This is a genomic window from Knoellia pratensis (assembly GCF_042666395.1).
Lineage (GTDB): Bacteria > Actinomycetota > Actinomycetes > Actinomycetales > Dermatophilaceae > Knoellia > Knoellia pratensis.
Genome location: NZ_JBHTDJ010000003.1, coordinates 1,175,595 through 1,201,563, shown reverse-complemented (window position 1 = coordinate 1,201,563; position 25,969 = coordinate 1,175,595). Strand labels below are relative to the sequence as shown.

The following is a 25,969-nucleotide window of genomic DNA, read 5'->3' as shown; positions in this document are numbered from 1 at the left end:
CCCCGGACCGATCAGCCGCGGCAGCGGACCGACAAACAGGTGACGCAGCCCTCGAGCTTCTCGAACTCACTGATGTCGACGGTGACGACCTCGTGGCCGCGACCACGCAGCAACTCTGCCGTGCGCGGCGCGCTGGCCGCCATGAGCAGCAGGTTGTCGTCGAGGTGCACGACATGCGCTCCCGGCTCCTCGGGCATGCCTTCATAGACGGGGAACGCTCCGGGCCAGTCCACGACCGGGTCCCAGCCGATGACCGTGCCATCGGGCAACGCGGTCACGGCCGACTTGAGGTGGAGCGCTCGCTCCACGGTCACGGCCTGGGTGCGCAGGCCGACGGTGGCGAAGTGCTCGGCGAGCTGCCGGATCCCCGCACCGTTGGTGCGTCCGCCCAGACCGACGTATGCCGTGTCGCCCACCTTGAGGACGTCTCCACCGTCGAGCGTGCCCGGGTCCTTGATCCGCACGACGCGGTAGCCGAGGTCACGCACCACGGACTCGACCCCAGCCACCTCCGGTTTGCGTTCTGTCGCACCGGGATTCGTCAGGATCGCGAGATCCCCACTGACCACGACGGCGTCCTCGATGAAGACCGCGTCGGGGCAGTCATCGGCAGGAGGGACCTCGAAAGTCTCCCAACCTGCAGAACGCAGGCACGCGGCATACGCCTCCCACTGGTGGAGAGCGAGGTCGAGGTCGATGCTCGACTTCTCGAGGTGGGTGACGAGCCCGTCGGCGAGACGCGAACCGGGGCGGCGGATGAGGGCAGCTTTGCGAGTCACGGAACCGACCCTATGTCCGGTCAGGTTGATCGGGTCACGAGGTCCGGGAAGACGTCGTCGAGCTCCTCGATCGTGCGGGTGCCCGGAATCGGCGACCCGACGAGCCACAGGATGGACAGCGTTCCACCGATGGCTGCGACGACCATCGTCGGTCCGATGCCGAACCACTCGCCGAGGAAGCCACCGAGCACCGCGCCCACCGGTCGGATGCCGTAGTTCACCGTGGTGAAGGCACCCGTCACCCGGCTCCGCACGGCGTCAGGAGTGACAGCGGTCTGCAACGCGTTGAGCGGCACGTCGAGGAGCATCACGCCGAAGCCAGCGATGAACTCCACGAGGCCGAGGACTCCCATCCGCATCCACAGGGGCCCACCGGCCAACGGCAGCAGCGCGAAGGGAGCCGAGAAGAGCACGGCCCCGACACAGATCGTGCGCCCCACCCCGAGCCATCGCGTGACTCGGCCAGCCAGGACTGCGCCAAGAACACCACCCGTGGCACCGATGCCCAGCGCCAGACCGATCGCGCCAGCCGACAGGTCCAGCTGTCGGCTCGCGAAGAGGATGAGCAGCGCTGCCGCGACGAAGTTGAAGAAGTTGATCGTGGTGACGCAGGCGAGGGAGGCACGCAGGTAGGGGTGGCGCAGCACGAGGCCCATGCCCTCCCGCGACCGTCGCCAGAGACTGCCCTCCGACACGGCCACCGGACGGTCCTCGACCTTGACCCGGCCGATGAGGACTGCGGACGCAAGGAAGGAGACGGCGTCGACGAGCAGCGCCACCGGCGCGGTGAAGGCCTGGATGAGACCACCGGCCAGCGCCGGACCACCGACGTAGGAGATCGACCGCGTCGAGCTGAGCAGCCCATTGGCCTCGACGAACTGATCGCGCCGCACGAGAGAAACAAAGAAGCTTGGGTATGCCGTTTGGTACAGCACCTGCCCCAGTCCCGCGACCAGCGCCACGGCGATCAGCTGGCCCATGGTGACGACCCCGAACCAGTGCGCGAGAGGGAGGCTGAGCAGGACGACGGCCCGCAGGAGATCAGCCACGATGAGCAGGCGGCGCTTGCGCGACTGCTGGTCGACCCAGGATCCGATGAAGATCGACAGGATGTTGGGTGCCCACACCGCGGCAGTGAGCAGACCCACCGTGGGAGCACTGGCCTGCAATGTCGTGACGGCGATGAACGGCAGCGCCAGCTCGGTGATCCGGTCTCCGAACTGCGAGATGCCCTGACCGGCCCAGTAGGTCGCGAACCGGCTGTCGCGCCACAGCGGCGCCCGGGTGCCCCTTACACTCACGGCTCCTCCTCGTCGGGCTCCTCGACGACCGCCGTCGGCAGGACGTAGCGCAGCATCCGGACCCGGCGGGTGCCGGTTGCCACCTCGGCGGACGCCTCACCCTTGCGCAGCACGTAGGGCGCCAACACGCTCTCGATCGCGGCTTCGATCTCATCCAGCTCGTCGGACGTTGCCAGGATCGTCGTGTTCGACAACCCCGCCGAACGACGCCACTGTGGCTCGAGCAACGGTTCGACGTCGCGGGCCCATTCGGCCGGCAGGTGCTCGGCCTGGTCGAACATGACGCGCGAGAGCAGGCTCGCCGCATCCTGGCCGACCTCGTCTGCGGGGGGCGTGAACCGGAAGCCCCTCCCCACGGCCTCCCACCAGCGCTGTCGCCCATCCGCCTCGACGTCGGCATCGCGCACGAGACCATGCTCGGCGAGGTGGCGCAGGTGCCAGCTCGTGACCGATGGCGTGGCCCCGACAAGTGGTGCCAGCGCGGTCGCCGTGCTCGGCCCGTACCCCTGGAGGCGGCTGAGGATCGCGAGACGCACTGGATGAGCCAGTGCGCGCATGCTCTTGGGGCTGAGCTCGACGTCGCCGTACGGATTGCTCATCGTCGACCTTTCGCCAATTGTGAGAGAACTGTTTCGAGAGGACTCTCTCACAACTGTCGCGCCGCGACCAGCCCATGCAAATCTCGTCGCAGCCACTGAGCTCGTGGATGCCGGCGAGGTGGCCATCGAGATCGAGGACATCCAGGGCGACTGGGCCGGGGCAGCTTCGACCTCGAGCCGGAGAGCATCGGTATCTGGGACGGTGACCGCCTCGTCGCGGCGGCTGACCACGTCGGGATGCAGGTCACCCAGACCTGGCGCAACTGGATGACCGCCCTCTGACGCTCCGCCCCAGCCCGTTGAGTCTGCGGAAGTGGCGGCTGGAACCACCACTTGCGCAGACGCAAGGTGACGAGTCAGCGGCGCTTGAGGAGTTCTTCGGCGACCTGGACCGCGTTGAGGGCAGCACCCTTGCGCAGGTTGTCACCGACGACGAAGAGTGTGAGCCCCTTGCCCTCGGGCGCTGCCTGGTCGACGCGGACGCGACCGACGAAGACCTCGTCGCGACCGGCCGCTTCGAGCGGGTTCGGGACATCGGTGACGACCACACCGGGAGCCTTGCCGAGCAGCTCGAGCGCCTGCTCGGGCGTGATGTCGTCGGCGAACTCGGCGTGGATGGCGAGCGAGTGGCCGGTGAAGACCGGCACACGCACACACGTCCCCGAGACACGCAGGTCCGGGATGTGCAGGATCTTGCGCGACTCGTTGCGCAGCTTCTGCTCCTCGTCGGTCTCGAGGGAGCCGTCGTCGACGATCGAGCCGGCGAGCGGCACGACATTGAAGCCGATGCGCGCGGCATACAGGGTGGGGTCCGGGATGGTGACCCCGCGACCATCGAGAGCCAGAGCGGCAGGGTCGCCAGCGGCATACCCACCGCGGAGTTGTCCGTCGAGCTCGCGCACACCGGCACCGCCAGAGCCGGACACGGCCTGGTAGGACGCCACGCGAAGTGCGACGAGACCAGCGACGTCGTGCAACGGCTTGAGGGCCGGCATCGCGGCCATGGTCGTGCAGTTCGGGTTCGCGACAATGCCCTTGGGGATCGAGTCGAGGTCGTGCGGGTTCACCTCACTCACCACGAGAGGCACATCCGGGTCGCGTCGCCAGGCCGAGGAGTTGTCGACGACAACGGCTCCGGCAGCGGCCACGCGCGGAGCCCACTCCTTCGAAGCCGTGCCTCCGTTGGAGAACAGGGCGAGATCGAGCCCGGAGAAGTCAGCCGTCGCCGTGTCCTCGACGGTGACCTCGCTGTCCTTCCAGGGCAACGTCGTGCCGGCCGAACGGGCCGACGCGAAGTAGCGCATCTCCTCGACCGGGAAACCCCGCTCCACAAGGAGAGCGCGCATGACATTGCCGACCTGACCGGTCGCTCCGAAGACACCAACTCGCATGGCCCCAGTCTAGGAGCCATGCGAGTCGGGTTGCTTCAGGCGTTCAGGACGTGGGCGTGCTCAGCACCTTCTCGTCGTCGCGCGCCTTGTCGAGGGTGTCCACCACGACCGGTTCGACGGTTGAGGAGGCGCCGGACAAGGTGACGTGCTCGCCGACACCCTCGCCGGGCCTGGACTCCTCGAAGGTGAGGGTGAAGTCGTCGCCGTGCTCGGTCACACCGGCGACGATGGCCTGCTCGACGGCCGCCACGGCATACGCCCGACGGACGACGAGCGGGTCGCTCGACAGGTCCTTCACGAGGGCAACGGCCAGTCCGACCATCACGAAGAGGAACGGCAGGGCCGCCACGATCGTGATGTTCTGCAACCCGGACAGGGCATCCTCGCCACCGACGACGAGCATCACCGCAGCAACGGCACCGGTGGCCGCACCCCAGAAGATCACCGTGGGGCGACTCGGCGCCAAGGTGCCGCGCTCGGAGAGCGTGCCCATGACGATCGAGGCCGCATCGGCGCCGGAGATGAAGAAGATCGCGACGAGCAGCATGACGACGATCGAGGTGACCGTCGACAGCGGCATCGTCTCGAGCATGGAGAACAACGTCGCCTCGGGCGTCTCCGCGCCAGCCAGGTCGGTGCCACCGCGCTGCGTGAAGATCCCGGCGCCACCGAAGATGGCGAACCAGACGAGCGAGACCATGCTCGGCACGAGCAGGACACCGGTGACGAACTGGCGGATGGTGCGACCGCGCGAGATGCGCGCGATGAACATGCCGACGAACGGCGTCCAGGAGACCCACCAGGCCCAGTAGAAGATCGTCCAGCCCGAGAGCCAGGTCTGCATCGCGTCGCCGCCAGCGGCGTCGGTGCGCGCGGACATCATCGCGAGGTCCTGGAAGTAGGACCCCACAGCGGTCGGCACGAGGTTGAGGATGAAGACGGTCGGGCCGACGACGAAGACGAAGACGGCGAGCACGAGTGCCAGCACCATGTTGGTGTTCGAGAGCCACTGGATGCCTTTGGAGACACCGGAGACCGCCGACAGGATGAAGCAGAGCGTCAGGACGACGATGATCGCGACGAGGACGCCGTTGCCCGCACGGCCGATGCCGCCGACGATCTCGAGACCGGAGCCGATCTGCAGGGCGCCGAGGCCGAGCGAGGCAGCCGACCCGAAGAGGGTGGCAAAGATCGCGAGGATGTCGATGACGCGGCCGGCCGGCCCGTTGGCCCGCCTCTCACCGATGAGCGGCGCGAAGGCCGAGCTGATGAGCAGCGAGCGGCCCCGACGGAAGACGCCGTAGGCGACAGCGAGTCCCACGACCGCGTAGATCGCCCACGGGTGGAGCGTCCAGTGGAAGAGGGTGGTCGCCATCGCGGTCTGGACGGCTTCGGGGTTACCGGCCACTCCGGTCCCGGGAGGCGGGGTGACGAAGTGCGCGACCGGCTCGGAGACGCCGTAGAACATCAGGCCGATGCCCATGCCCGCGGAGAACATCATTGCGATCCACGAGACGGTCTTGAACTCAGGCTGCTCGTCGTCGCGTCCGAGCGGGATGCGACCGAACTTCCCTGCGGCAAGCCAGATGACGAAGATGACGAAGCCCGAGGCCACGAGCGAGAACAGCCAGCCCATGTTGTGCACGACCCACGAGAGGCCGCTGTCCGAGGCCGAGCCGAGGGTCTCCGTGCTGACAAAACCCCAGAGGACGAAGCCGATGGCGATGGCCGCCGTGACTCCGAAGACGATCGTGTCGAGCTTCTGGGGGGCGTCTGCCTGGTGCTCCTCGACCGCGTGGTCGAGTGCCGGGTGGAGGCTCTCCTCGAGGAGCGGTCCGTCGAGGATCTCGCGCTCCCCTGCCACGTCCCCTGGGGCTGTCGGGCCGGTGTTCATGAGTTTCTGGTTCACAGGTGATTCGGCGCGAACGCCGCTCCTTCGTTGTTCTCGTCAGTCTCGTACGCGACTCATTTGCCGCCGTGGTCAGGTTCGTGCAACCTGCCCACCATGCCGAAACCTGCCGTCGATCACAAACTGGGGCGCCCTTGCAGACGGCGCCCGGCTCGCACGGTCGTCACCGTCGCTGACGCAACCGGCGTATGCCGGGTGCGCACCTTCGTGGGGTCAGAAACCCAAGCGCTGCAACTGTTTTGGGTCGCGCTGCCAGTCCTTGGCGACCTTGACGTGCAGGTCGAGGTGGACGCGCTGACCGAGCAACTTCTCGATGCCCTCGCGAGCGTTGGTCCCGACCTCGCGCAGTCGTGACCCACCGCGCCCGATGATGATGGCCTTCTGCGAGGAGCGCTCGACGAAGACGTTGACGCGAACGTCCATCATCGGCTTGCCCTCGGGTCGATCCTCGCGAGGAAGCATCTCCTCGACGACGACCGCCAGCGAGTGCGGGAGCTCGTCGCGCACCCCTTCGAGGGCGGCTTCGCGGACGAGCTCGGCGATCATGATGGCGTGTGGCTCGTCGGTGAGGACGTCGTCGGGATAGAGCGGGCCGGGCGAGGACGGGAGGTACTTCGCGATCACCGAGGCGACGGTGTCGACCTGGTCTCCCTTGGTCGCCGAGCACGGCACGATCTCGGCCCACTCGCCGAGCTGGTCGATGGAGATGAGGTGCTCGGCAAGGCGCTGCCGGTCGACCTTGTCGGACTTCGTGGCCAGCGCGATGATCGGCGTGCGCTTGGCCTGCCGCAGCTCGGCGAGCTCACGGGCGATCCACTGGTCGCCCGGGCCGATGCGCTGGTCGGCCGGGAGGCAGAAGCCCACGACGTCGACGTTGAGCAGGGTCTCGCGGACGAGGTCGTTGAGGCGCTCCCCCAACAGGGTCCGCGGCTTGTGCAGACCGGGGGTGTCGACCAGCACGATCTGGCTCATCGGGGAGGTGACGATGCCGCGAATCGTGTGCCGCGTCGTCTGCGGCTTGCTCGACGTGATGGCGACCTTCTCGCCGACGAGGGCGTTGGTCAGCGTCGACTTCCCCGCGTTGGGGCGCCCGATGAGGCAGGCAAAGCCCGCGACATAGCCGGGTTTGGAGGTGTGGCCGAACTCGTCGGTGGCGTCTTCACTCATGGGAACTCCCGGTGTCGGCTGTGTGCATCATCTCGCGGTCCCTTGCTGCGACGCGTTCGACGATGACGGTGGCAATGCGGTGCCGGCGTCCGGCCATGCGTTCGGCGGTCAGTCGCAGACCAGCCACCTCACAGGTGGAGCCGAGGATCGGAACCCGACCGAGGGTCTTGCCGATGAGTCCGCCGACGGTGTCGACCTCGTCCTCCTCGATCGTCACCCCGAGCTCGTCGGCTAGGTCGTCGATGTCCATCGTGGCGTCGACGCGCCACCGGCCGTCCTCGAGCTGTTCGAGGTCTGGGGTCTCGCGGTCGTACTCGTCGGCGATCTCGCCCACGATCTCCTCGATGATGTCCTCGATCGTCACGAGGCCGGCCGTGCCACCCCACTCGTCGATGACGAGCGCGAAGTGGGTCTGGTCGCGCTGCATCTCGCGCAGCAGGGCGTCGACCGGCTTGGACTCGGGGATGAACGGCATCGGCCGCATGAGGTCGATGACGGGTGTCACGGCACTGGCGGGGTCTGCGGTGATGCGACGCACGACGTCCTTGAAGTAGAGCAGGCCGAGCACGTCGTCGGAGTCCTCGCCCGTCACCGGGATGCGTGAATATCCGCTGCGGAGAAAGAGATTCATCGCCTTGCGGGCTTCGCGGTCAGAGTCGATCGTCACCATGTCGGTGCGTGGGACCATGACCTCACGGGCCAGGGTGTCGCCGAGTTCGAAGACGGAGTGAATCATCTGGCGCTCACCGGCCTCGATGAGTGAGGACTCCCCTGCCATGTCAACGAGGTCACGCAGCTCGGACTCACTGTCGAACGGGCCGTCGCGATAACCGCGCCCCGGAGTGACTGCGTTCGCAAAGAGCACGAGCAGGTGCGAGAGCGGGCCGAGGACGCGGCGCAGCCAGATGGCGACAGGTGCCGCGAGCAGCGAGACCTTCGTGGCGTGCTGACCGCCGAGAGTGCGGGGCGAGACACCGACGAGCGCGAACGAAACCACGGCCATGATCGCGATGGCGGTGAGCAGGGGCTTCCAGGCGCCGTCGACGACCCGGTGAACGGCAACGGTCACGAGGACCGCCGTGGTCATCTCGGCGATGACTCGCACGAACGACAGAACGGACAGGTATGCCGCGCTGTCGGCCACGACGGTGGCCAGCGCCCTGGAGCCGGCTCGGCCGTCGTCGTGGAGCTCCTGGGCGCGCACTCGCGACACGCGCGAGAGGGCGGCTTCGGCCGCCGACAGGGCGAAGGCCAGGACGAGCCCGAAGATGCTGATGACGATGAGCCTGGTCATGCGGCCACCGTCCGGGTTCCCGACACCGCGCGGGTGTCGGGACTGGCTGGGTCAGGCACCGTTCCGACCCCTCGTCGCGAGGAAGGTGAGGAGGAGCTGGCGCTGCAGCTCGAACATCTCCCGCTCTTCCTCGGGCTCGGCGTGGTCGTAGCCGAGCAGGTGGAGAATGCCGTGCGTCGTGAGGAGCAGCAGCTCCTCCTCGGTGGCGTGGCCCGCGTCCGCGGCCTGCTTCTGCGCCACGCTCGGGCAGAGGACGATGTCGCCGAGGACACCCTCCTCCGGATCGTCGTCGTCGCTGCCGGGGCGCAGCTCGTCCATGGGGAAGCTCATGACGTCGGTCGGGCCGGGAAGGTCCATCCACTGCACGTGAAGGGTCTCCATGGCTGGCTCGTCGACGAGGCGCAGGCAGAGGTCGGCCTGGGGATGAACCTTCATCTCGCCCATGACATAGCGGGCGCAGGCGACGAGCTCGAGCTCGTCGAGCGCGAAATCAGTCTCGTTGAGGACGTCGATGCTCATGCGCCGCCGTCCCGGTCCGCGGCGCGCGTGGTTCGACGGGTGCGCGAAGGCGTGGATCGCCCGTCCTGGTCGGCATCCCACCGGCCGTAGGCGTCGACGATCTCGCCGACGAGTCGGTGACGCACGACGTCCTGGGCCGTGAGCTCGGCGAAGTGGATGTCGTCGAGGTCGGTGAGGATGTCGCGCACGATGCGCAGCCCACTCGTCGTGCCATTGGGCAGGTCGACCTGGGTCACGTCGCCCGTCACGACCATCTTGGAACCGAAGCCCAGACGGGTGAGGAACATCTTCATCTGCTCGGGCGTGGTGTTCTGCGCCTCGTCGAGGATGACGAACGAGTCATTGATCGACCTCCCGCGCATGAAGGCCAGGGGCGCCACCTCGATGGTCCCGGCCGCCATGAGGCGCGGGATCGACTCCGGGTCGACCATGTCGTGGAGGGCGTCGTAGAGCGGGCGCAGGTAGGGGTCGATCTTGTCGTTGAGCGTCCCCGGGAGGAAGCCCAGCCGCTCCCCCGCCTCGACCGCCGGACGGGTGAGGATGATCCGGTTGACCAGCTTGGCCTGGAGCGCGGCCACGGCCTTGGCCATCGCCAGATAGGTCTTGCCGGTGCCCGCGGGGCCGATGCCGAAGGTGACGGTGTGCTCGTCGATCGCCTCGACGTAGCGCTTCTGCCCCAGGGTCTTGGGGCGGATCGTGCGGCCCCGCGACGACACGATGTTCATCGTGAGGACGTCGGCCGGGCGCTCGGTCGTCTGGGCGCGCATCATCGCGATGGAGCGCTCGACGGAGTCACGGTTGAGCGCCTGCCCGCCGTCGATCACCGCCAACAGCTCGTCGATGACGCGCTCGACGAGGGCCACCTCAGGGCTGGTGCCCGAGATGTGGAACTCGTTGCCGCGCACGTGGATCGAGGTCATCGGGAACTGGCGCTCGATCGTGCGGAGCACCTCGTCCCTCGGGCCGAGGAGGGAGACCATCGGCACGTCAGGGGGGATCGTGACCGTGTGGACGGGGAGGTGCGCCGACGTCTCGGTGGGCGTGGACGGGTGAAGTGCGTCTGTCATGTCACCCCTGAGTCTACGGTTCGGTTCAGCCCGGGGGCCATTTCATTGCCCGGCCACCGAGAAGGTGCAGGTGCGCGTGGAACACGCTCTGCCCGGCACCGGCGCCCGTGTTGAAGACGAGTCGGTAGTCGCCAACCAACCCTTCGTCCTCCGCGACGGACCGAGCCAAGAGGACCAGGTCCTGCAGTTCCTCCGCCGAGGCCTCGGCCAGTTCGCCGGCATTGGCCACGTGCCGCTTGGGCACGACGAGGACGTGCGTCGGCGCCTGAGCGTTGACGTCACGGAAGGCGAGGCTGTGCTCGGTCTCGCCCACGACGTCCGGCTCGATGTCGCGAGAGACGAACGTGCAGAACAGGCAGTTCGCGGAAGACATGTTCCGACAGTAAACCGATCGGGCCATCTGCGCGTCTCACCAGCGTGACAATGACACTCGTGGGCCCACGACGTGACGCGGCAGCGCGCGCGGCAGCCGATGACGGCGTGTCGAGCCTGTATGCCGTGCACTGGCGTCCCATGGTCCGCCTCGCGTGGCTCTTCGTGCACGACGATCTCCTCGCCGAAGAGATCGCCCAGGACGCCTTCGTCGCGCTCCATCGCAAGTGGCACGACGTCCGGGAAGGGCGGGCGGCGGCATACCTGCGTCAGAGCGTGGTCAACGGTGCGCGCTCAGCCCTCCGGCACCACAAGGTCGAGCAGCGCTACCTCGACTCGAACCGCGCCAGGGGCCGGCTCCACGTCGCGAGCGCCGAGGACTCGGCGATGTCCGCGACCGGTGCCGCCGACCTCTTCGCGCGCCTCCAGCGCCTTCCTGCACGACAACGAGAGGTCCTCGTCCTGCGCTACTACCTCGACCTCAGCGAGGCCCAGATCGCCGAAGCGTTGGGCATCGCGCCCGGATCGGTCAAGGCACACGCCCACCGCGGCCTCGCCGCCCTGCGCACCCAGATGGAGGAGCGATGACGACCCAGGTGGATCCGTCAGACACGGAGCGCGAACTTCGTGATGCCCTCGCGGCCCGAGCGCGCGAGATCCGTCCAGCCGACCGGCTCGACGCGATCCTCGCGGCGGCGCATGAGCCCGAGGTCTCCGGGTTTCGGGGCCGGTGGCTCGCCGGCGTCGGTGTCGCCGCAGCCGCGGCAGTCATTGCGGGCACGGTCTGGGCCGCTCGCCCGGAGACGGAGGGCACCCTCCCAGTCGCGCCGCCGTCGCTGACGCCCAGCCCAACGAGTCCGACGAGTCCGACACCCTCGCCGACGACGAGTCCGTCCCCCAGCGCCACTGCCAGCGCCTCGACGACACGCTCGCCTTCGTCCTCGACCACGACGCAGCCCCAGACCAGCTCCACGGGTGCGCTCGCCATCTATCGGGTCGGCACCAATGGTGGGGCGACGAACCGCCCCGGCCTGGTCCGCGAGTTCTGGTCGCCTTCGCTCGGCCGGACCACCGAGTCGCAGAAGGTCACGGCCGCGGTCGCCGAGGCGCTCAAGCGCACGGAACTCTGGCGCGGTGTCACGGTGCGTGACGTCACCGTGACGAAAAGCCGTATCTCGCTGAGCCTGTCGAGTCCCGGTGCGAGCGCCTCCTCGGCGGACTCGGCCCAGTTGGGAGTGTCGGCACTCGTCTGGACGGCCCAGGGAGCGGTCGGGCGTGGAGATGTGCCCGTGCGGATCACCACCGTCGCCGGCGGCCAGCTCCTCGGCCATGTCGGGACCGGTTCGAGCTTCACGCGGTCATCGACGCCGCAGGACGACCTGTGCGACATCTGGATCGACAGCCCCTCGCCCGGTGCGTCCGTGCGCGCCTCGGATCCACTGGTCGTGCGTGGGCAGGCCGTCGCGTGGGAGGCGAACGTCGAGTGGGAGCTGCAGTCGGGCGCCTCGACGGTGCAGGACGGCTTCGCCACGGCCTCGATCGGAGCACCCAGCCGCGGAACCTTCACCATCGACCTCGGACGTCTGGCTCCGGGGACCTACACGTTCCGGGCGTTCACCACCTCGGCGGAGGACGGAGCCAGGGTCATTGCCGACCGTCAGGTGACCTTCACGGTGAAGTAGTCAGCACGCCAGTCAGCGCCAGCGGGCTGCAGCGCTGAGGACGGCGAGCGCCGCGGGTCCGGCACTCGACGAGCGGAGCACCGTGTCCCCGAGCCGGACGATCGATGCCCCGGCGTCCTTGAGGGTGCCGAGTTCTTCCGGTGCGATGCCACCTTCGGGTCCGACGATGACGAGGACGTCGCCCTCGCTCGGCAGGGTGAGGGCGGCGAGCGGTTCGTCGGCGTCTTCATGCAGGACGTATGCCGTGGCTCCGGTCGCGATGCGATCCGCAAGCGCCGACGTGGTCGTCGCGGGCGCAAGGACCGGACGACGTGGCCGACGCGACTGCTTGGTCGCAGCCACGAGCACGGCGTCCCACTTGGCCCACGCCTTGGCACCGCGATCGCCTCGCCACTGGACGATGCTGCGACGGGCCTGCCACGGGACGACCTCGTCCACTCCGAGCTCGGTCGCGGCCTCGATGGCCTGGTCGTCACGGTCCCCCTTGGCGAGAGCCTGGACGAGAACGAACCGTGGGCGGGGTTCCCTCACGTCCTCGATCGACTCGGCCCGCAGGGTGAGCCGGTCCCGCTCGACCGACGCGACCGCACCCGTGACGACTCGACCCACGCCGTCGGAGAGTCGGAGCCGCTCGCCCACCTTGGTGCGCTTCACCGTCGCGGCGTGGCGCCCCTCAGGTCCGTCGAGGACCACGACGTCACCCGGACTGGTGGTATCGAGCGCCCCCGGAGCCACGAGATAGAGCGCGAGCGTCATGGTGCTCAGCGGGCCTTGAAGGCGTCGCGGAGCTTGCCGAAGAGCGAACCCTCCGAGGGGTTGGTGATGCGACCCGTCGGCTGCTCCTCCTCACGCAGCCTGGCGAGCTGTCGGAGCAGATCCTCCTGCTCGTGACTGAGCTTCGTGGGGGTCTGCACCATCGCGTGGATGATGATGTCGCCGCGTCCGGAGCCGCGCAGGTGCGTCACCCCGAGCCCCCGCAGGCGGATCTGCTCACCGGACTGGATGCCGGTGCGCACGTCGAGGTCGCTCACGCCGTCAAAGGTCTCGAAGGGCACGCTGGCCCCGAGCGCAGCAGCGGTCATCGGGAGCTCGAGCGTCGCGTGCAGGTCATCGCCCTGGCGCTGGAAGCGCGTGTCGCGACGCACCGCCACCTCGACGTAGAGGTCGCCGGGCGGACCGTCTCCGGGGCCCACCTCGCCCTCGCCCGCCAACTGGATGCGAGTGCCCGTGTCGACACCTGCAGGGACGCGGATGGTCATCGTGCGACGGGTGCGCACCCGACCGTCGCCGGAGCACTCGTAGCAAGGAGCTTCGATGACCTGACCTGTCGCCTGGCAGTTGACGCACGGACGCGAGGTCATGACCTGACCGAGGAAGCTGCGCTGCACCTGCTGGATCGAACCGGAGCCCTGGCAGGCGTCACAGGTGCGGGTGCCGGTGCCGGGCTGGGTGCCGGCACCGTGGCAGGTGGAGCAACCGACGGCGGTGTCGACGACGAGTTCCTTCTCGGCACCGAAGACGGCGTCGACGAGGTCGAGGTCGAGGCGCACGAGCGCATCCTGGCCGCGCGACTGGCGCGAACGCGGTCCGCGGCCCTGCGCCTGACCGGCGCCCTGACCGAAGAACGCGTCCATGATGTCGCTGAACGCGAAGCCCTGGCCGAATCCGGCGGCTCCACCGGCATACGGGTCGGAGCCCATGTCGTAACCGCGTCGCTTCTCGACGTCGGAGAGCACGTCGTAGGCCTGCGAGACCTTCTTGAACTGTTCCTCGGCCTCGGGCCCCGAGTTCACGTCGGGGTGGAGCTTGCGGGCCGCGCGGCGGTAGGCCTTCTTGATGTCGTCGGCGGTTGCATCGCGGGCCACGCCAAGGTCGGCGTAGTAGTCGTTCACTGTGGTGGACGTCCTTCGCTGGGGTCTGTTGGGGTCACGTGTGGATGGCTCGACGTTGAGCCGTCATGCTGGGTCATTCGGCCAGGATCCGGCTGACGTAGGTGGCGACCGCGCGAACGGCAGCCATCGTCGTGGGGTAGTCCATGCGGGTCGGGCCCACGACACCGAGTCCGGCCACGAGGTCGGATCCCGCGCCGTAGCCGGAGGTGACGAGCGACGTGGACTGCAGCCCGGCATACGGGTTCTCGGCACCGATGCGCACGGCGACGGCATCGCCCTGCTCGGTGACGGTGCCGAGGAGCTTGAGGAGGACGACGTGCTCTTCGAGGGCTTCGAGGACCGGCCCGATCGAGGTGGGGAAGTCTTCACCGGCGCGCACGAGGTGCGACGCGCCGGCCATGACGACGCGCTCCTCACGCTGCTCGACGAGGACCTCGGTCAGCTCGGCCGCGATGGCAGCGAGAAGCCCGCGCGCACCCGGGTCGACCTGCATCGGCAGCTCCCCGAGCCCGCCGGCGGCGTCGGCGAGGGTCTTGCCGACCGTTGCTCCGTTGACGTCGGAACGCAGCGACGCGAGCATCCGCTCGGCTGCGGGGTCGGCGAGGTCCAGGCCCGTTTCGAGGACACGCTGCTCGACTCGACCGGTCGTCGTGATGAGGACGACCAGGAGGCGCGAACCGCCGATGGGGACGAGCTCGATGTGTCGCACGGACGAGCGCGTGAGTGAGGGGTACTGGACCACCGCGACCTGGCGGGTCAGCGAGGCCAGGAGCCGAACCGTGCGATCGACCACGTCGTCGAGGTCGATCGCGCCGTCCAGCAACGTGCTGATGGCGCGCTTCTCGGCGCCGCTCAACGGTTTGACCCCGCTGATCCGGTCCACGAAGAAGCGGTAGCCCGCATCGGTCGGGATGCGACCGGCGCTGGTGTGCGGCGCGGCGATCAGACCGTCCTCCTCGAGGGCGGCCATGTCGTTGCGCACCGTCGCCGCCGAGACCCCGAGGCGGTGGCGCTCGAGCAGGGCTTTGGAACCCACGGGCTCGGACGTCTCGACGTAGTCCTGCACGATGGCGCGCAGCACCGCGAGCCGACGTTCGTCACTCATCCCCGACACCTCCCGTCCTCACTGGCACTCATGCTTGGTGAGTGCCAATTCTACGTCTACCCTCGCGCAGGTGACTGATCGCTACGGCCGGGACGTGCTCTCCGGCGACTGGAAGGCACCTCGCGGGGGCCGCTCCACGCCTCTTGCCGCCGAGATCGGCGTCGTCGTCGAGGACGTCGAGACCGGCTGGGTCGGGGCCGTCGTCCGCGTCGAGAAGGCCGGCGGCATACACGTCGTCCACCTCGAGGACCGGCGCGGCAAGACCAAGGCCTTCCCCCTCGGACCTGGCTTCCACGTCGACGGCCGCCCGGTAACGCTCACCAGGCCGACCGCTGCAGCTGACGCGAGGCTCACGGCAGCCCGCGCCACCGCCTCCCGCACGGCGAGCGGATCGCGCACGGTGACCAACGCCCCGGCCAGGGTCGCGAGCGCCTCGCGGATCTTCGTCGAGGGCACCCATGACGCCGAGCTCGTCGAGAAGGTCTGGGGCCATGACCTGCGGGTCGAGGGCGTCGTCGTCGAGCCCCTCGGCGGAGTCGACGACCTCGAGGCCGCGATCCGTGACTTCTCCCCTGGGCCCGGCAAACGGATGGGAGTCCTCGTCGACCACCTCGTGCCCGGCACCAAGGAGACGCGCGTTGTGGACGCCGCGTCCCGCCTCAAGCCCTGGGCGCCGCACGTCCTCATCGTCGGTCACCCCTATGTCGACGTCTGGCAGTCCGTGCGACCGGAGCGCCTCGGCATGGAGCAGTGGCCCGTCATCCCCCGCGGCACGTCGTGGAAGCACGGCATCTGCGCGCACCTCGGGTGGCCCCACAGCGACCAGGCCGACATCGCCCGCGCCTGGAAGCAGATCCTGGGCACGGTGCGTTCCTACGCCGACCTCGAGCCCTCGCTCCTGGGCCGCGTCGAGGAGCTCATCGACTTCGTCACCGTGCACTGAGGGACGGCAGCACCCTTCGGGCCTGTCGGGGTGTGCCGGGCGCTCACCCTGCGCGGCAGGGTCGCCCCTGACCACACCCTGATCTCACCCCGAAGTGGGGATCATTCGGCCTCCGGATGGGTTTGACTGGATGACAGCACCCCGTCCCCTGAAGGAGGACACCATGACCACCACCCCGCAACCCGAGGTTCCGCAGGGGCAGGACCCCCAGCAGTCGCCGCCCGCTCCCCCGCAGCCGTCCCACGGTGAGCAGCCGCCGCCCCCTCCCCCGCAGCAGCCCTACGAGACGACGTTCCAGCAGCCGCAGCAGTCGGCCCACCAGCAGCCAACCCCCGGTCAGGCCTACCCGGGCCAACCCGTGGCCCACACCCCGCAGCAGGTCCTCGACCCGGCCCAGCAGCGCCAGTGGGGCATGCTCAGCCACCTCATCGGCCTGGCCGGCATGATCTTCAGCGCCGGTGTCGCGGGCTTCGTCGGTTCTCTGGTCGTGTATCTCCTCTTCAAGGAGCGGGGCGACTTCGTCAAGCGGCACTCGGCAAACTCGCTCAACGTGCAAATCATGGCGGGTATCGGGAGCTTGGTCTCTTGGCTACTCATCGCGACGCTCATCGGCGCCATCATCGGCGTTCCACTGCTCATCGCCGTCAACGTGTGGGCCTTCGTGGTGCATATCATCGGCGCGGTGAGGGCCAACAAGGGCGAGCTGTGGGACCCGCCCCTGACCTACGCCTTCGTCAAGTGAGGTACTCCACGTCCTGACTCGATTCGAGACAGACCGACGCGCCGTGCCAGCCATCGCTCGCACGGCGCGTCGGTCTATCTCGACTGTGAGACAGGCGAGTTCAGTCGATTTTCAGACGCCGCCCTTGAGGAGCAGGCCTCCGTCGACGACGATCAGCTGGCCGGTCATCCAGGCCGCATCGTCGGAGAGCAGAAAGGCGACGACGGCAGCGATGTCCTCGGGCACACCGAGTCGGCCGAGCGGGTATCCCGCCGCCACCTTCTCCTCGCGCCCTTCGTAGAGCGCGGTCGCGAACTGGGTCTTGACGACTGCAGGAGCGACGGCGTTGACGCGCACCGTCGGGCCGAGCTCGACGGCGAGCTCCTCGGTGAGGTGGGTGAGCATCGCCTTGCTCGCGCCGTAGAACCCGATGCCCGGCGCCGGGCGCACGCCTGCCACCGACGACACGTTGACAATGGCTCCCCCGCGTTCCTCGAGTCCGCCGGCGACTGCCTTCTGGATCCACGAGAGCGCGGCGATGCAGTTGACCTCGACGATCTTGCGGGCGGCGTCGAGGTCGAGGTCGACCAGCCGTCCGTATGCCGGGTTGATGCCGGTGTTGTTCACGAGCAGGTCGACGGGGCCGAAGGTCTCGGCCACCTTTGCCAGCACCTCGTCCTGGTGCACCGCGTCGTCGGCACGCCCAGCGACCGCCATGGCGACCTCAGGGCCGCCGAGTGACACGACCGCCTCGTCGAGCGCCTCCTGCTTGCGGGCCGTGATGCACACGCGCGCCCCTTCGGCGACGAGGCGCTGGGCGATCCCGAGGCCGATCCCGCGACTGGCCCCGGTGACGATGGCGGTGCGGCCCTCGAGCCGCCGCAGATTCGTGGAAGTCATGCGCGCCACCCTAGAACCGCGATCAGGCGTCGACGCCCAGGAGCCGCCGGACCACCGTGTCGGCGAGCAGCCGACCGCGCAGCGTGAGCACGACGCGGCGGTCGCGAATGGCCGCCGTCCCGTCGACGAGCCCATCGGCAACCAACCCCGCCACGGCGCGCCGTCCGATCTCGTCGAGCTCGTCCACCAGGAGGCCGTCGCGAACCCTCACCTGCAACAGCACCTGCTCATCGCGGACCTGCTCGGCCGTCAACGTCTCGCGCCCCGCTCCCGGAGACAGACGCTCGGCCAGCCGGGCGGCATACGCCCGGGGGTGCTTGACGTTCCACCAACGCACGCCGCCGACGTGACTGTGGGCTCCGGGACCGACGCCCCACCAGTCGCCGCCAGTCCAGTAGCCGTCGTTGTGGCGGCATCGACCAGCCGGGGTGCGCGTCCAGTTGCTCACTTCGTACCAGTTGAAACCGGCTGCCGACAGGACCTCCTCGGCGATCTCGTACTTCGTCGCCTCGTCGTCGTCATCGGGCCGCGCGACCTCGCCGCGACGGACCTGGGCCGCGAGCTTCGTGCCCTCTTCGACGACGAGCGCATAGGCCGAAACATGTTCTGACCCAAGGGAAATCGCTTGGTCGAGGCTGCGCCGCCAGTCGTCGACGGACTCCCCCGGTGTGCCATAGATGAGGTCGACGCTCGTCACCATCCCGGCGTCCTGCGCGGCCCGAACGGCCTTCTCGACACCGGCTGGATCGTGCGTCCGGTCAAGGGTCGCGAGGACGTGTGGGACGGCCGACTGCATGCCGAGAGAGATGCGGGTGAAGCCGCCGTCGGCGAGCTCGCGCAGCGAGTCCGGCGTGACGGAATCGGGGTTGGCCTCGGTGGTCACCTCGACGTCATCGGACAAACCAAAACGCTGGCGTATGCCGTCCACGGCCTTCACGAGATCGGCTGCGGCAAGCATCGTCGGGGTCCCTCCGCCGACGAAGATCGTGTCGACGCGAGGGGCCGAGGCCCCGAGCACCGCCTGGGCGAGGTCGAGCTCGGCCAGGGTGGTGTCGATGAACGTCGAGGTGCTCGCCCCCGGCCCCAGCTCGGTGAGGGTGTAGGTGTTGAAGTCGCAGTAGCCGCAGCGCACCCGACAGAACGGGACGTGCAGATAGATCCCGAACGGGCGCTTCCCGAGGGTCTCCAGGGCCGTACCCGGGAGCTCCCCCGAGTCCGGGGCGGGGTCTCCGTCAGGCAGGCGAGGCATGGCGCAGATCCTCCCATCCCTGTCCGCTCCGGCCCGCGCCGCCCGTTCACGCCGGGCCGATCAGCTGCGATGGATACACGCGGCGTGTCCAGCGTGACACGCCGTCAGGCGCGAGAAAGACGGAAGAAGTTGGGGTCGAGGGGTTGCGCCCTCCCGGGTCGCCGACTAGAAATATCCCTACGCACTCACCTCGGTGAGAGCGTCAGAGGAAGAACTTCGGTTCGGAATCTGCGAGGGCCTCGGAAACTCATACTTTCCGAGGCCCTCACCTATTGGCCCACTAGGTTTGCGTCGTGCGCATCCTCACCGACGACGACGTCCGCGCCTGCCTCCCGCCCCTGGTTGAGGTGGTTGACCTCGTCGCAGACGCCCTCTCCGCATTGGCGCAGGGCCGCGTCGACGTCCCGCCCAAGCCGACAGTCCGGACCTCCCCCGGCATGTTCGCCAACGCCATGCCTGCGGCCTACCCGGAGCGAAACCTGTTGGGCTGCAAGTGGATCAGCGTTGTGCCGGACAATTCGGTGCGCGGTTTGCCGACCGCCAGCGGGGTCATGATCATCAACGACGGGACCACGGGCGCACCCCGCGCTCTCCTCTCCGCCCACGAGCTCACCGCCATCCGAACGGCTGCCGTGACCGGCGCTTGCGTCCGCGCCCTCGGAGGCGACGAAGGCCCGATCGCCTATCTCGGCGCCGGCCTCCAGGCCCGGTCCCACCTCCGCATCCTCGAGGCCCTGGGGCACACCGAGGTGCATGTCTGGGCGCGCCGCCGGGAGGCGATCGACGCCTTGGTGAGCGAGACGGCCAAGGTGGCGCCCGGCATACGCATCGTGGCTTCTCCGTCACGCGAAGCGGCTGTCAGGGACAAGGCCGTCGTCATCAGCGGGCTGTCGATCGGGCTCACTGACATGGCCATTCCCGTGACGTGGCCGCGCGACGACGCGCTCCTCCTGCCGATCGACTACGCCAGTTCGGTGGGGTCGGATCTCGCCGACAGCGCCGTCCTCGCCGCCGACGATCCGCAACAGTTCGCCGCAGTCCGGGCGGTGCGCGGCAAGCTCGATGGCTACCCGACGCCGACAACGTGGACAGGGCACCTTCTCCACGCGGCACGCCCCGAGGGCAGACTCGTCGTGCAGAACCTCGGCACGGGCATCACCGACCTCGTCGTCGCGAGTGCCATCATGGACCGCGCCGAGGCGACCGGAACTGGTCAGCTCCTCGACATCTGAGCCACCTACGATGGCGAGGTGAGCGACGCGAGCGACCACCCGACCTCCGACAGGGCCCCGGACGAGAGCCGGCCAGAGCGCTGGATCCCGCTCGAGGGTGTCGTCAACATGCGCGACTCGGGCGGCCTCCCGACCCGGGACGGCGGCACGATCCAACCTCATCGGCTCCTGCGCTCCGACAACCTGCAGGACCTCACAGAGGAGGACGTCCGCCAAGTCGTCGACGTCCTCGGCGTGAGCGACATCGTCGACCTGCGCAGCGACACCGAAGTGAGCACCGAGGGACCCGGGCCGCTCTGGCACGTCGAGTCGCTGACGCATCACCACCACTCGCTCTTCGGCGACGGCCGCGCCGTCACCGCTGAGCAGGCCCTCGCCATGCCGGAGCACTCGACGAGACCTGTGCGAGATGCCGGCTTCTGGTCCGACCACTACCTCGGCTACCTCGCTGCCCGACCGGACTCGATCTCCGCCGCGCTCGACGTCGTGTCGCGCAGCACGGGTGCGACGGTGATCCACTGCGCCGCCGGCAAGGACCGCACGGGCACGGTTGTCGCGCTCGCGCTGGACGTCGCCGGCGTGCCGCACGACGCCATCGTCGAGGACTACGCCCTGACGGGTGAGCGGATCGAGAAGATCATGGCCCGGCTCATGCCCCGCGATCTCTACGGCAACGCCCTGCGCCATCAGAGCGTCGATGACCAGCTGCCGCGCCCTGAGACGATGCGCACGATCCTCGACACCCTGCAGAGCGAGTTCGGTGGAGCCGAGGGCTGGTTGCGTGCGCAAGGGTGGCGCGACGCCGACATCGAGCGACTCGTTGCCAGGCTGACGTCGTGACCGCTCCGCGGCCGGCGCTCCCCGCACCCGTTCCGGACTCGCGCCGCCGCCACCGGCGGCGCGCCATGCGGGTTCTCCTCGTCGACACCGAGGACCGCCTGTTGCTCTTTCGCGACAGCGACCCGGGCATCGTTCCTGCGCCGACGTTCTGGATCACTGCTGGCGGCGGCGTCGACCCGGGCGAGACCGACCTCAAGGCCGCGGTCCGCGAAGTCGCCGAGGAGACCGGACTGACCATCACGCTGGCCGACCTCGTCGGACCGCTGGCCGAGCGGGTGGTCGTGCACGGCTACAGCGACGTCGTCACGACCCAGGACGAGTTGTTCTGGTTCGTGCGCTGCTCACCGTTCGAGATCTCGACCGAGGGCCACACCGAGGACGAGATCGCCACGATGACCTCTCACCACTGGTGGACCCGCGCCGAACTCGAGCAGTCCGACCAAGACATCTGGCCCCGCGACCTGCTGGCCGTCTGGGATCAGGTCGGCCCGCACGACGCCGTCACAGCGGCGCCACTCCCGCTGGGCGAGGTCGACGAATCCACGGTCGCGCCAGCCTGACCACTGCCAGTCGAGAGGAGAGAACACGCCGGGCGTCAGACAGCACACGCAGCGTGTTCTCTCCTCTCGGCTGGTTCCGGAAGGGTCAGCTGGCGTCGACCGGTTCCAGAACGAAGACCGGGATCAGCCGCTCGGTGTTGACCTGGTATTCCGCGTAGTTGGGAAAGGCCGCCACGCAGCGGGTCCACCAGGCATCGCGCTCGGCGTCCTCAAGTTCACGCGCCTTCGCGACCCAGGTGCGGGTCCCGTCCTGGAGCTCGAGGATCGGGTTCTTGCGCAGGTTCGCGTACCACTTCGGGTGCTCGGGGGCGCCACCCTTGCTGGCCACCGCGGCGTAGACGCCGTCGTGTTCGACCCGCATGAGCGGGACCTTGCGCACCGTGCCCGTCACACCGTTCATCGTGAGGAGCACGACCGGTCGCCCCTGGATGTCCACGGACTCGGTGGTGCCGGACTCCTCGATGGTGTCGACCTGCTTGCGCACCCAGTCACTGGGGCTCGGAACATACTCGCCGGTGATCGTCATACCGACCACAACACCACAGTCGGTCGAAGTATTCGCTACTTCTTCTTGTCGCTCACGTAGATCGTGATGATGCCCTCGACGACGGGAGTGCCGTCCTCGCGGATCGCCTTGACCCGCACCCTGACGTCACCCGTCTGCTCCCAGTCGGCCGGGTCGGTGTCCGCGGTGCAGAGCAGGTCGGTCGTCGACTTGGCCGTGTAGGCGACCTCCATGCCCTTGGGGATCCAGCGGCGGTCCTTGGGCGTCGTCGCCTCGGCGAGCAGCCCCATCGCCGCCTCGAGACCGTTGCACACGGCGATCGCGTGGACCGTGCCGATGTGGTTCTGCACCGCGCGCCGCTTCTTGATCGTGAGCTCGGCATGGTTCGGTCGCACCTCACGAACCTGCGGACGCACCGTCCAGAAGTACGGAGCCTTCTGCGCGAAGAGGAACGAGAAGGCCTGCTTCCCGAGGGGCAGGGAGGTGAGCTTGCGATACAGAGCGAAGGTGTCCGGCATACCCAGATGTTACTTCTCGGTATGCCGTGCGCTCGCCACTCGTGTCCGCCCTCACCACCCGACTTCGTGCCCCTCACGGACATGCGAGGGCAGCGAGCGTGTCCGCGAAGGGCACGAAGTCGGAAAAGAAGAGCGGGCTACTTCTTCTTGGTCTCGCCGCCCTCGTCGGAGGACAGGGCTGCGATGAAGGCTTCGGGCGGAACCTCGACGGTACCGATGTTCTTCATCCGCTTCTTGCCAGCCTTCTGCTTCTCGAGCAGCTTGCGCTTGCGGCTGATGTCGCCGCCGTAGCACTTGGCGAGGACGTCCTTGCGGATGGCGCGGATGTTCTCGCGGGCGATGACCCTGGCGCCGATGGCGGCCTGGATGGGCACCTCGAACTGCTGGCGCGGGATGAGCTCTTTGAGCTTGCCGGCCATCATGTTGCCGTAGGCGTAGGCCTTGTCCTTGTGGACGACAGAGCTGAAGGCGTCGACGTTCTCGCCCTGCAGCAGGATGTCGACCTTGACGAGATCAGCGGCCTGCTCCCCAGCTTCCTGGTAGTCGAGCGAGGCGTAGCCGCGCGTACGCGACTTCAGCTGGTCGAAGAAGTCGAAGACGACTTCGGCAAGCGGCACGGTGTAGCGCAGCTCGACGCGGTCCTCGGAGAGGTAGTCCATGCCCTGGAGCTGTCCGCGCTTGCTCTGGCAGAGCTCCATGATCGCGCCGATGAACTCACTGGGCGCCAGGATCGTCGCCTTGACGACGGGCTCGCGCACCTCGGCGATCTTGCCGTAGGGGAACTCGCTCGGGTTGGTCACGACGATGACCGACCCGTCGTCCATGGTGACGTCGTAGATGACGTTGGGCTGGGTCGAGATGAGGTCGAGGTCGAACTCGCGCTCGAGGCGCTCACGCACGATCTCGAGGTGCAGCAGGCCGAGGAACCCGCACCGGAACCCGAAGCCGAGCGCGACCGAGGTCTCCGGCTCGTAGACGAGCGCCGCGTCGTTGAGCTTGAGCTTGTCGAGGGCGTCGCGCAGGAGGGGGTAGTCCGACCCGTCGATCGGGAAGAGCCCCGAGAAGACCATCGGCTTGGGGTCGCGGTAGCCGCCGAGGTCCTTGTCGGCGGGCTTGCGCTCGTTGGTGACCGTGTCGCCGACGCGCGACTGCCGCACGTCCTTCACGCCGGTGATGAGGTAGCCGACCTCACCGACGCCGAGGCCCTTGCCGGGCACTGGTTCCGGCGAGATGACACCGATCTCGAGCAGCTCGTGCGTGGCCCGCGTCGACATCATGATGATCTTCTCGCGCGGGTTGAGGTTGCCATCGACCACGCGCACGTAGGTCACGACGCCGCGGTAGGTGTCGTAGACGGAGTCGAAGATCATGGCGCGCGCCGGAGCGTCGGGGTCGCCCACCGGGTGCGGGATCTGCCGGACGATCGCGTCGAGCAGATCCTCGACGCCGGCGCCGGTCTTGCCGGAGACGCGGAAGCAGTCGTCGGGCTCGCACCCGATGAGGTGGGCGAGCTCCTCGGCGTACTTCTCCGGCTGAGCGGCAGGAAGGTCGATCTTGTTGAGGACCGGGACGATCGTGAGGTCGTTCTCCATCGCGAGATACAGGTTTGCGAGAGTCTGCGCCTCAATGCCCTGGGCGGCGTCGACGAGGAGCACCGCACCCTCGGACGCAGCGAGCGAGCGCGACACCTCGTAGGTGAAGTCGACGTGCCCCGGAGTGTCGATCATGTTGAGGATGTAGTCGCCCGAGGTGCCGTCGGCACGAACGCTCTCCCACGGCATACGCACCGCTTGGCTCTTGATCGTGATGCCACGCTCGCGCTCGATGTCCATGCGGTCGAGGTACTGTGCGCGGGCCGCGCGGTCGTCGACGACGCCAGTGATCCCGAGCATCCGGTCAGCGAGGGTCGACTTGCCATGGTCGATGTGGGCGATGATGCAAAAGTTGCGAATCGCCTCCGGCGGCGTGGCGTGCGGCTGCAGCACGGTGCGGGCGCGGGGAGACACAGTCGGTTTAGTCCTCGAGGTGGTGGAACGGGAGTCGGGACAGTCTCCCACGTCACAGACCCTCACCAGAGACACGAAGGCTACTCGTAGGTAGCCTCCCTCCGACGCGGTCGTTCGACCGCCACCACTTCTCCCTGGCGGACGACAATGACGTCACGCCGCACCGCGGAGCTGAACTACTACGCGGACGTGACGTCGACGATCAAGAAGCTCAACCAGACGTGAACTTTCCCCGGGGCACGGCATCGACCTCACTGAACCTGAACGCCATCTCGGTCACGCAGAAGTTCAACATTCGCATCACCCGGGTGGAGGCTCTCGGCATCCCCATCAACCTCGTCCCCTCGTCCTGCGTCACGTCGACGCCCGTGACCGCCGTCCTCTCCGGCAAGCTCGGCGGCTTCTACGACCCGTACACATTGAACGGCACCTACACGATCCCGAAGTTCAAGGACTGCGGCCCCAATACGGCGCTGCTCAACCTCGCCATCCCTGGCGCCGGCAACACCCTGAAGGCAACCTTCCGCCTCCAGCCGGCCTGGTGACCGCGAGCACCAACTGACGAGAGAGGCGTATGCCGTGGAGACCCCACGGCATACGCCTCTCGTCTCTCTTCCGGGTCGTGATCACGGTTCCTGGGGGCTGGGTTGGAGCAGCCGCAACCACTGCTCCGTCTGAGCGACGTGATCCGCCGCCGCGGCCTGGGCCGCGCCCGGGTCCTTGGCGAGCATGGCCCGGTAGATGGCCCGATGCCCCCGATCGCTCGCCCGCTTCACCTCGACCGTGTCCGGGCCGTAGAAGATCGGGTATCTGCGCCCGCGCTGCCGGAAGACATCCAACAGGGTCGTGAGCGTGGGGTTGCCCGCTGCTTCATCGATGAGCGCGTGGAACCGGTTGTCCAGCACGGAGGCGCGGGCAGGCTCTTCGACCTGCTCGAGCTCGGTGAGGATGGTGTCGAGCTCGGGCATGAGCTCGTCCGGACGGCGTGCAGCTGCCTGGCCGATGGCATGCCCCTCAAGAACCCGCCGCAGTTCGTAGACCTCGAGGACGCCCTCCAGGGGGAGCAGGCCCACCGTGAGACGAAGCGACGAGATGAGGTCGACGGCCCTGAGGTCACCGACGTAGGTCCCGGACCCGTGCCGGACGACGAGCACGCCGAGCGCTGACAACATCCGCACGGCCTCGCGCAGGGAGCTGCGCGACACGCCCAACCGAGCGCACAGCTCGGCCTCGGCCGGCAGCCGGACCCCGGGACCGAACTCCCCGCTCGCAATGGCGCCGCGCAGTCCGTCCAGAGCTTTGTCGAGGGCGGTGGGGCGAACCGATGTTTCGTGCTCGGGTGCAGTCATTGGGGAACATCCTGTCTGATGACTTTGTCTGATTTGCTGAGATTCTTTGTCTGTAACCCTTGCCAAGAG

The 25,969-nt window shown here is 68.3% G+C and carries 27 protein-coding genes; 8 read left to right on the top strand and 19 right to left on the bottom strand.

Annotated features, from left to right (window positions below):
- Positions 1-11: 11 nt before the first annotated feature.
- From ddaH to ACFQRE_RS15560, 10 genes are all read right to left on the bottom strand, one after another.
- Positions 12-779 (bottom strand): dimethylargininase, encoded by a 768-nt coding sequence (ddaH, locus tag ACFQRE_RS15605; RefSeq protein ID WP_380124011.1) that lies wholly within the window; start codon positions 777-779, stop codon positions 12-14.
- Between the two features lie 20 nt (positions 780-799).
- A complete protein-coding gene (locus ACFQRE_RS15600) occupies positions 800-2,080 on the bottom strand; it encodes an MFS transporter (protein ID WP_380124009.1) in 1,281 nt (426 codons plus the stop codon).
- The gene (locus tag ACFQRE_RS15595; protein WP_380124007.1) at positions 2,077-2,679 is read right to left on the bottom strand and encodes an ArsR/SmtB family transcription factor; all 603 of its coding nucleotides are present in this window, start codon (positions 2,677-2,679) and stop codon (positions 2,077-2,079) included. The genes ACFQRE_RS15600 and ACFQRE_RS15595 overlap by 4 nt, the downstream gene beginning before the upstream one ends.
- Before the next feature lie 356 nt (positions 2,680-3,035).
- On the bottom strand, positions 3,036-4,070 hold the full coding sequence (locus tag ACFQRE_RS15590; protein ID WP_380124005.1) for an aspartate-semialdehyde dehydrogenase: 1,035 nt from the start codon (positions 4,068-4,070) through the stop codon (positions 3,036-3,038).
- A gap of 43 nt (positions 4,071-4,113) precedes the next feature.
- On the bottom strand, positions 4,114-5,964 hold the full coding sequence (locus ACFQRE_RS15585) for a BCCT family transporter (RefSeq protein WP_380124003.1): 1,851 nt from the start codon (positions 5,962-5,964) through the stop codon (positions 4,114-4,116).
- Between the two features lie 228 nt (positions 5,965-6,192).
- Positions 6,193-7,146 carry a GTPase Era gene (gene era, locus ACFQRE_RS15580; protein WP_380124001.1) on the bottom strand — a complete coding sequence of 318 codons (954 nt, stop codon included), beginning with the start codon at positions 7,144-7,146 and terminating at the stop codon, positions 6,193-6,195.
- Positions 7,139-8,440 carry a hemolysin family protein gene (locus tag ACFQRE_RS15575; protein ID WP_380123999.1) on the bottom strand — a complete coding sequence of 434 codons (1,302 nt, stop codon included), beginning with the start codon at positions 8,438-8,440 and terminating at the stop codon, positions 7,139-7,141. Before ACFQRE_RS15575 ends, era begins: the two co-directional genes overlap by 8 nt.
- A 51-nt stretch (positions 8,441-8,491) precedes the next feature.
- Entirely contained in the window at positions 8,492-8,959 is a 468-nt protein-coding gene (gene ybeY / locus ACFQRE_RS15570; protein ID WP_380123997.1) for an rRNA maturation RNase YbeY, read from the bottom strand.
- Positions 8,956-10,026 (bottom strand): PhoH family protein, encoded by a 1,071-nt coding sequence (locus ACFQRE_RS15565; RefSeq protein ID WP_380123993.1) that lies wholly within the window; start codon positions 10,024-10,026, stop codon positions 8,956-8,958. Before ACFQRE_RS15565 ends, ybeY begins: the two co-directional genes overlap by 4 nt.
- 25 nt (positions 10,027-10,051) lie before the next feature.
- Positions 10,052-10,399, bottom strand: coding sequence for a histidine triad nucleotide-binding protein (locus ACFQRE_RS15560; protein WP_380123991.1), 348 nt, complete (start codon positions 10,397-10,399; stop codon positions 10,052-10,054).
- 50 nt (positions 10,400-10,449) lie between these two features.
- On the opposite strand from ACFQRE_RS15560, the gene ACFQRE_RS15555 reads away from it, so the two are divergent.
- Complete coding sequence (locus ACFQRE_RS15555; protein ID WP_380124299.1) at positions 10,450-10,986, top strand: SigE family RNA polymerase sigma factor; 537 nt, start codon at positions 10,450-10,452, stop codon at positions 10,984-10,986.
- Positions 10,983-12,080: a Gmad2 immunoglobulin-like domain-containing protein gene (locus tag ACFQRE_RS15550; protein WP_380123989.1), complete on the top strand. Its 1,098-nt coding sequence runs from the start codon at positions 10,983-10,985 to the stop codon at positions 12,078-12,080. The genes ACFQRE_RS15555 and ACFQRE_RS15550 overlap by 4 nt, the downstream gene beginning before the upstream one ends.
- Before the next feature lie 12 nt (positions 12,081-12,092).
- Here the strand turns inward: ACFQRE_RS15550 and ACFQRE_RS15545 are convergent, their stop codons facing one another.
- The 3 genes from ACFQRE_RS15545 to hrcA all read right to left on the bottom strand — a co-directional run bounded on the left by ACFQRE_RS15545 (position 12,093) and on the right by hrcA (position 15,077).
- The gene (locus ACFQRE_RS15545; RefSeq protein WP_380123987.1) at positions 12,093-12,836 is read right to left on the bottom strand and encodes a 16S rRNA (uracil(1498)-N(3))-methyltransferase; all 744 of its coding nucleotides are present in this window, start codon (positions 12,834-12,836) and stop codon (positions 12,093-12,095) included.
- 5 nt (positions 12,837-12,841) lie between these two features.
- Positions 12,842-13,972 (bottom strand): molecular chaperone DnaJ, encoded by a 1,131-nt coding sequence (dnaJ, locus tag ACFQRE_RS15540; RefSeq protein ID WP_380123985.1) that lies wholly within the window; start codon positions 13,970-13,972, stop codon positions 12,842-12,844.
- A gap of 73 nt (positions 13,973-14,045) precedes the next feature.
- Complete coding sequence (gene hrcA, locus ACFQRE_RS15535; protein ID WP_380123983.1) at positions 14,046-15,077, bottom strand: heat-inducible transcriptional repressor HrcA; 1,032 nt, start codon at positions 15,075-15,077, stop codon at positions 14,046-14,048.
- 70 nt (positions 15,078-15,147) lie between these two features.
- Here hrcA and ACFQRE_RS15530 point away from each other — a divergent pair, with 70 nt between their 5' ends.
- Both ACFQRE_RS15530 and ACFQRE_RS15525 read left to right on the top strand, forming a co-directional pair.
- A complete protein-coding gene (locus ACFQRE_RS15530; RefSeq protein ID WP_380123981.1) occupies positions 15,148-16,020 on the top strand; it encodes a DUF3097 domain-containing protein in 873 nt (290 codons plus the stop codon).
- 163 nt (positions 16,021-16,183) lie between these two features.
- Positions 16,184-16,762 carry a DUF4870 domain-containing protein gene (locus ACFQRE_RS15525; protein ID WP_380123978.1) on the top strand — a complete coding sequence of 193 codons (579 nt, stop codon included), beginning with the start codon at positions 16,184-16,186 and terminating at the stop codon, positions 16,760-16,762.
- Positions 16,763-16,873: 111 nt separating this feature from the next.
- On the opposite strand, the gene ACFQRE_RS15520 is transcribed toward ACFQRE_RS15525, so the two are convergent.
- Together ACFQRE_RS15520 and hemW are read right to left on the bottom strand one after the other, a co-directional pair.
- The gene (locus ACFQRE_RS15520; protein ID WP_380123976.1) at positions 16,874-17,641 is read right to left on the bottom strand and encodes an SDR family oxidoreductase; all 768 of its coding nucleotides are present in this window, start codon (positions 17,639-17,641) and stop codon (positions 16,874-16,876) included.
- Between the two features lie 22 nt (positions 17,642-17,663).
- Positions 17,664-18,890, bottom strand: coding sequence for a radical SAM family heme chaperone HemW (gene hemW / locus ACFQRE_RS15515; RefSeq protein ID WP_380123974.1), 1,227 nt, complete (start codon positions 18,888-18,890; stop codon positions 17,664-17,666).
- A gap of 293 nt (positions 18,891-19,183) precedes the next feature.
- Between hemW and ACFQRE_RS15510 the strand changes: the two genes are divergently transcribed.
- From ACFQRE_RS15510 to ACFQRE_RS15500, 3 genes are read left to right on the top strand one after another with little or no spacing between them, the layout of a single operon-like run.
- Positions 19,184-20,122, top strand: coding sequence for an ornithine cyclodeaminase family protein (locus tag ACFQRE_RS15510; protein WP_380123972.1), 939 nt, complete (start codon positions 19,184-19,186; stop codon positions 20,120-20,122).
- An 18-nt stretch (positions 20,123-20,140) separates the two neighbouring features.
- Complete coding sequence (locus ACFQRE_RS15505; protein ID WP_380123970.1) at positions 20,141-20,962, top strand: tyrosine-protein phosphatase; 822 nt, start codon at positions 20,141-20,143, stop codon at positions 20,960-20,962.
- Positions 20,959-21,522, top strand: coding sequence for an NUDIX hydrolase (locus ACFQRE_RS15500; RefSeq protein ID WP_380123967.1), 564 nt, complete (start codon positions 20,959-20,961; stop codon positions 21,520-21,522). Before ACFQRE_RS15505 ends, ACFQRE_RS15500 begins: the two co-directional genes overlap by 4 nt.
- A gap of 85 nt (positions 21,523-21,607) precedes the next feature.
- Here the strand turns inward: ACFQRE_RS15500 and ACFQRE_RS15495 are convergent, their stop codons facing one another.
- The 3 genes from ACFQRE_RS15495 to lepA all read right to left on the bottom strand — a co-directional run bounded on the left by ACFQRE_RS15495 (position 21,608) and on the right by lepA (position 24,551).
- Positions 21,608-22,048 carry a nitroreductase family deazaflavin-dependent oxidoreductase gene (locus tag ACFQRE_RS15495; RefSeq protein ID WP_380123965.1) on the bottom strand — a complete coding sequence of 147 codons (441 nt, stop codon included), beginning with the start codon at positions 22,046-22,048 and terminating at the stop codon, positions 21,608-21,610.
- Between the two features lie 35 nt (positions 22,049-22,083).
- Entirely contained in the window at positions 22,084-22,545 is a 462-nt protein-coding gene (locus ACFQRE_RS15490; RefSeq protein ID WP_380123963.1) for a hotdog fold domain-containing protein, read from the bottom strand.
- Between the two features lie 137 nt (positions 22,546-22,682).
- On the bottom strand, positions 22,683-24,551 hold the full coding sequence (lepA, locus tag ACFQRE_RS15485) for a translation elongation factor 4 (RefSeq protein ID WP_380123961.1): 1,869 nt from the start codon (positions 24,549-24,551) through the stop codon (positions 22,683-22,685).
- Positions 24,552-24,772: 221 nt separating this feature from the next.
- On the opposite strand from lepA, the gene ACFQRE_RS15480 reads away from it, so the two are divergent.
- Positions 24,773-25,096 (top strand): hypothetical protein, encoded by a 324-nt coding sequence (locus ACFQRE_RS15480; RefSeq protein ID WP_380123959.1) that lies wholly within the window; start codon positions 24,773-24,775, stop codon positions 25,094-25,096.
- Between the two features lie 81 nt (positions 25,097-25,177).
- Here ACFQRE_RS15480 and ACFQRE_RS15475 read toward each other — a convergent pair whose 3' ends face one another.
- Entirely contained in the window at positions 25,178-25,900 is a 723-nt protein-coding gene (locus tag ACFQRE_RS15475) for a FadR/GntR family transcriptional regulator (protein ID WP_380123957.1), read from the bottom strand.
- Positions 25,901-25,969: the final 69 nt, after the last annotated feature.